The sequence below is a fragment of the Jiangella anatolica genome, assembly GCF_003236295.1.
Taxonomy (GTDB): domain Bacteria; phylum Actinomycetota; class Actinomycetes; order Jiangellales; family Jiangellaceae; genus Jiangella; species Jiangella anatolica.
Genome location: NZ_POTW01000154.1, coordinates 1 through 8660 on the forward strand (window position 1 = coordinate 1; position 8660 = coordinate 8660).

The 8660-nt window shown below is 71.4% G+C and carries 7 protein-coding genes and 1 pseudogene; 2 read left to right on the forward strand and 6 right to left on the reverse strand.

Features of this window, described 5'->3' with window-relative positions; all coding sequences use genetic code 11:
- Both C1I92_RS34195 and C1I92_RS32005 read left to right on the forward strand, forming a co-directional pair.
- Nucleotides 1-857 (forward strand): annotated as a pseudogene (locus C1I92_RS34195) (hypothetical protein); the annotation flags it as partial.
- A gap of 68 nt (nucleotides 858-925) precedes the next feature.
- A complete protein-coding gene (locus C1I92_RS32005) occupies nucleotides 926-2047 on the forward strand; it encodes a nucleotidyltransferase domain-containing protein (protein WP_158564391.1) in 1122 nt (373 codons plus the stop codon).
- Here the strand turns inward: C1I92_RS32005 and C1I92_RS32010 are convergent.
- From C1I92_RS32010 to C1I92_RS32035, 6 genes are all read right to left on the reverse strand, one after another.
- Nucleotides 2037-3182 (reverse strand): class I SAM-dependent methyltransferase, encoded by a 1146-nt coding sequence (locus C1I92_RS32010; protein WP_111258678.1) that lies wholly within the window; start codon nucleotides 3180-3182, stop codon nucleotides 2037-2039. The two genes, C1I92_RS32005 and C1I92_RS32010, sit on opposite strands and share 11 nt — an antisense overlap.
- Entirely contained in the window at nucleotides 3179-4360 is a 1182-nt protein-coding gene (locus tag C1I92_RS32015) for a class I SAM-dependent methyltransferase (protein WP_111258679.1), read from the reverse strand. Before C1I92_RS32015 ends, C1I92_RS32010 begins: the two co-directional genes overlap by 4 nt.
- Nucleotides 4357-5592, reverse strand: coding sequence for a class I SAM-dependent methyltransferase (locus C1I92_RS32020; RefSeq protein ID WP_111258680.1), 1236 nt, complete (start codon nucleotides 5590-5592; stop codon nucleotides 4357-4359). The genes C1I92_RS32015 and C1I92_RS32020 overlap by 4 nt, the downstream gene beginning before the upstream one ends.
- Nucleotides 5585-6634, reverse strand: coding sequence for an NAD-dependent epimerase/dehydratase family protein (locus tag C1I92_RS32025; RefSeq protein ID WP_111258681.1), 1050 nt, complete (start codon nucleotides 6632-6634; stop codon nucleotides 5585-5587). The genes C1I92_RS32020 and C1I92_RS32025 overlap by 8 nt, the downstream gene beginning before the upstream one ends.
- A gap of 7 nt (nucleotides 6635-6641) precedes the next feature.
- Nucleotides 6642-7415 (reverse strand): glucose-1-phosphate cytidylyltransferase, encoded by a 774-nt coding sequence (gene rfbF / locus C1I92_RS32030; RefSeq protein ID WP_111258682.1) that lies wholly within the window; start codon nucleotides 7413-7415, stop codon nucleotides 6642-6644.
- On the reverse strand, nucleotides 7412-8660 hold a 1249-nt coding region (locus C1I92_RS32035; protein WP_233507509.1), incomplete at its 5' end, for a glycosyltransferase family 4 protein. The genes rfbF and C1I92_RS32035, both read right to left, overlap by 4 nt.

Consider the following 8660-nt stretch of genomic DNA (forward strand, 5'->3'; position numbering starts at 1 on the left):
CCCCGACGCCGACCCCCACGCCGACGCCGACCCCGACGCCCACCGAGACGCCGGAGCCCGAGCCGACGCCGACGGAGGAGCCGCCTCCGCCGCCGGACGACGACGGCCCGTCCGGCGGTGACTACCCGAACGCGTCCAACACCGGCATCAAGCCCGGCAGCACGCTGACGCCGTCGGGGTCGATCACCGTCACCGAGGACGGCGCCGTGCTGCGCGACCTCGACATCACCGGCTCCATCGTCGTCAACGCCGACGACGTGCTCATCAGCAACGTGCGCGTCCGGCAGCCCGGCGGCATGGCCATCTTCCTGAACCCCGACAACCACGGGCTGGTGATCGAGGACGTCGAGCTCGACGGCCGCGGCAACCCCGACGGCTCCGAGGCCATCGGCTACGCGAGGTACACGCTGCGGCGGGCGAACATCTACGGGTTCGGCGACGGGCCGCGCGCCAACGGCGACGTCATCATCGAGGACAGCTGGATCCACGACCACGGTGAGTACAACGCCCAAGGGGCGCACCAGGACGCCATTCAGTCGACCGGCGGCAACAACATCGTCATCCGGCACAACGTGCTCGAGATGGACGCCGAGGTCGGCAACGCCGCCATCATGATCGGCACGTCGCACGGCTCCAACCTGCTGATCGAGGACAACATCGTCTCCGGCGGCGGGTACGCCGTGTACGGCGGCGCCTACGAGGGCGGCGGCAGCGAGAACTGGACCAATGTCCGCATCGTCAACAACCGCTTCAGCACGGCGATCTTCGACAAGTGCGGCTTCTACGGCCCGCTGACGAACATCGTCGGTGTGACCCTCTCCGGCAACGTCTGGCACGAGACCGGCGAACCCCTGTAACTCGGGATGCTCCATGACGACCCGGGCGGTACTGTTACCGTCCGGGGTCGTCTTTGGGGGGTGGACCGGTGGAAGCAGGCGCGCGCCGTACGGCCGACGCCGTGCTCGCCGTCGCCCGGGGCGAGACGCCGCGGGTCGGGCCCGCCGCCGACGACGAGGCCCGGTTCGTCACCGCGGTCCGGCGCCACCGCGTCGCGCCGCTGGCCCACGTCCTCCTGCGCGACGCCGGGCTGGCGCCGGCCGAGACGCTGCGTGCGGACCGCAACGCGGCGATGGCGCACCATCTGCGGGCGGTCGCGACCCTCGGCGCGCTCGACGAGCTGTTCGACGACCTGTCCTGGGTCGCGTTCAAGGGCCCGGTGCTGTCCGAGACGGCGCATCCGGTGCCGGGCATCCGCACCTACCAGGACCTCGACGTGCTGGTGGACCCCGCCGACCTGCGCCGCGGCGTCGACCGGCTGCTCGACGCCGGCTGGCGGGTGGCCGACCCGCCGGAGGCGCTGCGCTACCGCGCCACGCCCGGCGAGATGCACGTCCTCACGCCGTCCGGGCTGATCATCGACCTGCACTGGGCGATGCTGAACATGAAGACCGAGCGGGTGGAGTTCTCCATCGGCACGCGCGAGCTGCTGTCGCGCCGGGTGCGGGTGCCGCTCGGGCTCGGCGCGGCGTGGACGCTCGATCCGGTCGACTCGCTGGTGCACGCCTGCCTGCACGCGACGCTCACCGGCGCCGACCGCATGCTGCTGCTGGTCGACGTCGACGCGCTGGCCCGGCGGGTGGATCGCTGGGACGACGTCGTCGAGCGGGCCCGCGAGTGGGGCGCGGGGCCGGCGCTGGCCGTCGTGCTGTCCCGGGCCCGCCGGGTGCTCGGCACGCCGTTCCCCGCCGACGTCGAGGCCGAGCTGCTTCCGTCGACGGCGTACCGGCTGGTGCTGCGGGCCACCGACCGGCTCGCACCGGTGCCGGCGCTGACCCGCGACGCCTCGCTGGCCCGCATCGTGGCGCGCGCGGCCCGGCGCACGGGCGGCGCCTCGATGCGCGAGCTGGCCAGCCGGTTCGGCCACGGCGTCGTCGACCGTGTCGGGCCGGAGCGGCGCACGTCCGGTGCGGCCGAGACCGCCACCCGGGCCGACCTCGACATCTACCTCGACGGCGTCGAGGCCGAGGCCGGCCGCGTCACACGGTGACGACGTCGGCCGGCACGCCCAGCTCGGCCAGTATCCGCGCGATCTCGTCGCGGTAGACCGGATTCGTCACCGCGACCGTCGACACGTCCAGGTCGCGCAGCGACTCCGGAGCGACGACGCGGTGCCCGCCGCCGGGCAGGTAGCGGCCGTGCTTGCGCGGGTTGATGTCGACGGCGAGCAGCGTGCCCTCGGGATCGACGGCGTTGAGGAAGTTGACGCCCTTGGACCCGGCGCCCCACACGACGACGGTCTGCCCGCGCTCCGCGGCGGCGGCGACGTCGGCCCGCCACCGGGCGACCGCCTCCTGGTGCCGCCGGCCGAACGCGTCGACGACGGCCAGGTGCTCGCCCGGGTCGTCGATGCCGTCGGCGCTGTGGCCGACCCGCACCTCCGCGGAGAGGAACTGGCCGTGGAACGAGCGCTCCAGCGACACGATCTCGAAGCCGGTCCGCCGCAGCAGCGCCGCCAGCGACCCGGCGGAGAAGTACGAGACGTGCGGGTAGATGCAGTCCCACAGGCCGTCCGGGCCGAAGTTGAACTCCGCCGACGGCACCTCGAGGTAGAACAGCGCGCCGGCCGGCGCGTCCGGCACCAGCGACGTCAGCAGCGCCGCCGGGTCCTCCAGGTGCTCCAGCACGTGCCGGCAGGCCAGCAGCCCGTACGGCTCGACCTGCTCGCCGGGGCGGAAGTAGTCCTGCACCAGCCGCACGCCCTCGATCCGCGTCAGCGGCTCCACCGTCGGGTCGTAGCCGGTGCCGGTGTTGCCACCAGCCGCGGCCAGCGCGGCGAGGAAGTCGCCCTTGCCCGAGCCGATCTCGACCACGTGCGTGCCCCGGATGCCGTACTCGCCGACCAGCCGCGCGACGAGCTCGTCGGCGTAGGCCTGGAACGTGCCGGAGAAGTGCAGGGAGTTGTCGTAGCTGACGTCGTACTCCACGAGCTCCGGGTCGAACGCGACGTTCTGGACGTGACCGCAGTCCAGGCAGGCAGAGAGGTCGAGCCGGCCGTGCACCGCGGCGCGGGCGCGCTCCCGGTCCTCGAACAGCGCGCCGGTGAGCACCGGGGAGTCGCCCAGGTCGGCGACCCCCTTGAGCCGCTGCCCGCCGCAGGCCAGGCAGGACGACAGCCCGGTCACACGGCCTCCAGGGTGGTGGCGACGTCCATGGTCGCGAGGTCGCGGCCGATCTCGTCCAGGTAGGCCGAGTTCATCGCGATGACCAGGTCCGGCCGCAGCTCCTGCAGCTCCTTCGGAGCGACGATCCGGTGCCCGCTGCCGGCCATGTACCGCCCGTGCTTGAACGGGTTGATGTCGACGGCCGCGTCGACCAGCGCGGAGTCGGCGCCGAGCGCGGCGAGGAACGCCACCCCCTTGGAGCCCGAGCCCCAGATGACGCTGCGCCCGCCGCCGTCGGCGACGTGCCGCAGCCGCTCGCGCCAGCGGTCCATCATGGCCGCGTGCGCGGCGGCGAACCGGTCGGCGGCCCGCCCGACGGCGTCGAGGTCACCCTCGACGGCTTCGGGCGTGCCCGGCGCCGGTGTGGTCGACGGCCGCGCCTCGACGATGAGGTACTGGTCGTCGTAGGCGGTCCACTGGTTCAGCACCTCGAAGCCGGTGCGCCGGAACAGCCGGGCCAGCGAGCCGGTCGAGAAGTACGAGCAGTGCTCGTAGTAGACGTCCCAGAACGCGCCCTCTTCGAGCACCCGGCGGACGTCGGGCAGCTCGAACAGCACCACGGTGTCGGTGCGGTCGCCGATGGCCGCGCGGACGGTGCGCATCCAGTCGGCCACCGGCGCGATGTGCTCCAGCGTGTGCCGGCAGATGACGGCGTCGGCCGTCAGCTCCGGGTAGTCGCGCGGGAAGAACCCGGGGATCCACGTGGTGCGGCCGACGACGTCGTCGGCGATCCGCTCCGGATGGACCCCCGGGTCCACACCGATGCCGTGCGCCGCGCCCGCACGCACCATCTCGGTGAGGAACTCGCCCTTGCCACAGCCGATCTCGACGACCGTCTTGCCGACGAGGTCGTAGCGGTCGACCCACTGGCCGGCGAGGTCGGCGATGAAGTCCTGGAACCGCGCCGAGAAGCCCTGGGTCTCCTCGTAGTCCGACGAGTACGCGTTGTGCGCCGGGTCGAACACACGGTTGTAGACGAACCCGCAGGCCGTGCAGAACATCAGGTCGAGGTCGCCGCGCGGGAAGTCCAGCGCCGTCCGCTCGTCGTCGACCAGCAGGCAGCTGTGCACGGGCACGTCGGCGCACTGGTAGAACGAGCGCGCGTCGCCGGAGCCGCAGGCGGGGCAGGCGGTGCTCATGGCAGGATCTCCGGCGTCGGGACGGGACGGACGAAGCGGCCGCCGCGGTCGCGGTACTCCTCCTGCTGCTCCAGGATCTCGGCGAGGAAGTTCCAGGCCAGCACCAGCACGTAGTCGGGCTGCTCGTCGAGCAGCGCCTCGACCGGGCGGATCGGCACGTGCACGCCGGGCATGTACTTGCCCTGCTTCCACGTGTTGCGGTCGACGACGAAGTCGATCAGCTCGGTGCCCAGGCCGACGTAGTTGAGCATCGTGCTGCCCTTGGCCGCGGCGCCGTAGGCCGCGATCGTCGCGCCGCCGGCCTTCAGCTCCTCCAGCAGCGAGCGCAGCCCGGTGCGGATGCTCTCGACCCGCCCGGCGAAGTCGGCGTAGTAGCCGAACGTCGTCAGGCCCGCCGCCAGCTCGCCGTCCAGCATCCGCCGGGCCGCCTGCGACACCTGCTCGCGCTTGCCGATGTGCCAGCGCAGCGTGCCGCCGTGCAGGTCCGGGAAGTACTCGACGTGGTTGAGGAACATGCCGTGCCGGCGGACCAGCGCGTCGACCGACGTGCACGAGTAGTAGCAGAGGTGCTCGTGGTAGACGGTGTCGAACTCACCGTGGTCGACCAGGTCCTTCACCCACGGGTTCTCGACGGTGATCAGTCCGTCGTCGGCGAGCAGCTCGGCCATGCCGCCGACGAAGTCGTTGAGCGCCGGCACGTGCGCCATCACGTTGTTGGCGATGATGACGTCGGCCGGGCCGTGCTCGGCGCGGATCCGCCGTGCCGACTCGACGCCGAAGAACTCCTCGATGGTCGGCACGCCGGCCTCGCGGGCGGCGTTGGCCTGGTCCGGCGCCGGGTCCACGCCCAGCACCTTCACACCGTGCGGCAGGAAGTTGCGCAGCAGGTAGCCGTCGTTGCTGGCCAGCTCCACGACGAAGCTCGACGCGTTCAGCCCGCGGTTGGCCACCAGGCCCTCGACATGCTCGCGGGAGTGCCGCAGCAGGTGGTCGGAGAACGAGGAGAAGTACAGGTAGTTGTCGACGAACAGCTGCTGCGGCGGGACCTCCTCGAGGATCTGCACCAGCGTGCAGGAGGGGCAGAACGCCACGTCGAGCGGGAACGTCGGGTCGGTCTGGTCCAGCTGCTCGGCGGTGACGAGCGCGTCGGCCAGCGGGGTCTTGCCCAGCGACAGGAACGGCCGCAGGTCGGTGGAGCCGCAGGAGCGGCAGGGGATGGCCGGATCAGACATGGGTCGCTCCGTTCAGGGTGGTGACCCGGAGCTGCTCGTCGACGAGACCGCTCTCCTGCTGGGCCTTGATGTGCTTGATCCGCTGCAGCCGCGAGCCGGTGAGGTCGTCCTCGGTCAGCCCGGTCTCGAGGTAGGCGGCGTACAGCTCCTCGACACCGCGGCGGACGGTCCACTGCGGCTGGAAGGCCGGCAGCTCGCGGGCGATCAGCGAGCAGTCGACCCGGTAGTTGCGCTTGTCCGGGCCGGCGCCGGGAGCGAAGCTCACGACGGAGTCCGGCACCACCTCGGCGACGATCTCCGCGACCTCGCGGATGCGGTAGGTCTCGTCGGTGCGGCCGACGTTGTACGCCTTGAGGTGCACGAGGTCGCGCGGCGCCTCGACGACGGCCAGGAACGCCCGGGCGATGTCCTCGATGTGCACCAGCGGGCGCCACGGCGTGCCGTCGCTCTTCAGCAGCACCTGGCCGGTCGTGACGGCGTACCCGGTGAGGTTGTTGACCACCAGGTCGCCGCGCAGCCGCGGCGAGACGCCGTACGCCGTCGCGTTGCGCAGGAACGTCGGGCTGAAGTCGTCGTCGGCCAGCGCGGTGAGGTCGCGCTCGCTCAGCACCTTCGACTCGCCGTACGGCGTGACCGGGTAGAACTCGGCGGACTCGTCGAGCACGTCGTCGCCGTGCGCGCCGTAGATGCTGCACGAGGACGAGAAGGCGAACCGCGGGACGCCGGCCGCCTTCGCGGTGCGGGCCACGTGCACAGTGGCGAGGTGGTTGATGTCGTAGGTGGTGGCCGGGTTGAGGTCGCCCACCGGGTCGTTGGAGATGCCGGCCAGGTGGACCACCGCGTCGACGCCCTCGAAGTGCTCTTCGCGCAGGTCGCGGATGTCCAGGCGCAGCTCGGCGTCGGGCTTGGCCCGGTCCGGTGCGAACGCGCAGGCGGAGAAGAGCCCGTTGTCGACGCCGACGACCTCGTGCCCGGCCTGCTGGAACAGCGGGACGAGGACGGTGCCGATGTAGCCGTCGTGGCCCGTGACGAGAATGCGCATCGAGGTGTTACTCCCAGATCTTCCAGGGCGCGCTCCCGCTGCGCCACAACTCTTCGAGGATGTGCTTCTCGCGCACGGTGTCCATGCACTGCCAGAACCCGTGGTGGTGGTACGCCATCAGCTGGCCGTCCTTGGCCAGCTGCTCCAGCGGCTCCTTCTCGAACTGGGTGTCGTCGCCCTCGATGTAGTCGAAGACGGCGGGCTCCAGGACGAAGAAGGCACCGTTGATCCAGCCCTCGCCGATCTGCGGCTTCTCGGAGAACTCGACGATCTGGTCGCCGTCGGTGACGATGTGGCCGTAGCGGGCCGGCGGCCGGACGGCGGTCAGCGTCGCGATCTTGCCGTGGCTGCGGTGGAAGGCCAGCAGCGCGTCGAGGTCGACGTCGCTGACACCGTCGCCCCAGGTCAGCATGAAGGTGTCGGTGCCGACCCACGGCGCCAGCCGCTTGATCCGCCCGCCGGTGTTCGTCGACTGGCCGGTGTCGACGACGTCGACCGCCCAGTCCTCGCAGACGTCGGAGCGGTGCAGCGTCACGTCGCCGGTGCGGGGCCGGACCGTGACGTCGGCGCTGAGCGTCGAGTAGTCCAGCATCCACCGCTTGATGACCTCGCCCTTGTACCCGCAGGCGATCACGAACTCGTCGTGGCCGTAGTGCAGGTAGTGGCGCATGATGTGCCAGAGGATCGGCCGTTCGCCGATCTCGACCATCGGCTTGGGCCGCACCACGGTCTCCTCGGCGAGCCTGCTGCCGAGGCCGCCGGCCAGAATGGCGGTCTTCACTTGTTCCCCCCGTTGCTGGTGACGTCCAGCAGTCCGTTGTAGAGCGCGACGTAGTCTCGGGCCTGCAGTTGCCAGGCCAGTTCGGTCTCGATGCGCTGCCGGCCCGTGGCGCCCATCCGCGCCCGCCGGTTCGGGTCGTCCAGCAGCATGGCGATGGTCTTGGCCATGACGACCGGGTCGCCGTCGGGCACGTACTCGGCGGCCGGCCCGGCGCAGCGCATGGTCTCGCGCAGATCGGTGGCCACCACCGCCACCTCGTGCGCCATGTACTCCAGCGTCTTGTTCATGGTGGAACGGTGGTTGAACTCGCACGGCGGGTCCGGCGTGACGCCGACGTCGGCCGTCGACAGCCAGCGGCCGAGCTCGGCCTGGTCGACCCGGCCGGTGAACGTCACCCACTCGTCCAGGCCCAGCCGGGTGCACTGGGCGCGCAGGTCGTCGAGACTGTCGCCGTAGCCGAGCAGCGCGAACCGGGTGTCGGTGCGGCCCAGCACGTGCACGTAGTGGGCCGCGGCGTCGAGCAGCCGGTCGACGCCGTCCTGCGGCCCCATGATGCCGATGTAGCAGACCAGGAACTCCCGGCCGCCCCGCAGCTCCGGGTGCGGTTCGCCGCGCCTCATCAGCTCCGGGTCCGGTGAGCTCATCACGACGGTGGTGCGCTCGATCGGCAGCTTGCCGCGGGTGAGCGCGATCTCCTGGTACGACGGGTTCGGGCTGACCACGCGGTCGGCAGTGGCGTAGGTGGCCCGTTCGAGCAGCAGCAGCGCCCGGTAGAGCGGGCCGCGCTTGCCGAACCGGGCCTCGTAGACCTCGGGGCACAGGTCGTGCTGGTCGTAGACGAACTTCTTGCCGCGCAGCTTCCACAGCAGGCCGAGCAGCCAGTACGTGTCCGGCGGGTTGCACGCCTGGATGACGTCGAAGCCCTCGGCCCGCGCCGCCCGCAGCGACAGCCGGGCGGTGCGCAGCCAGCAGACGACGAACTCGACGAGGTAGCTGACCAGCCCCGACGTCGCCGGCGGCGGCGGGTAGGAGCGGACGACCACGCCGTCGGCGACCTGCTCGTCCGGTTCGTCTGCCGTGTCCTTCGGGCAGATGACCGTGACACCGTAGCCGGCGTCCAGCAGTGCCCGGCACTCGCTGCGGACCCTGCGGTCATAGCGCAGCGGAATGTTCTGGACGACGATCAGGACCCGTTTCGACGCCCCTGCACGGCGTCGAGCGACCCCGCCGAACACCCCCATGACA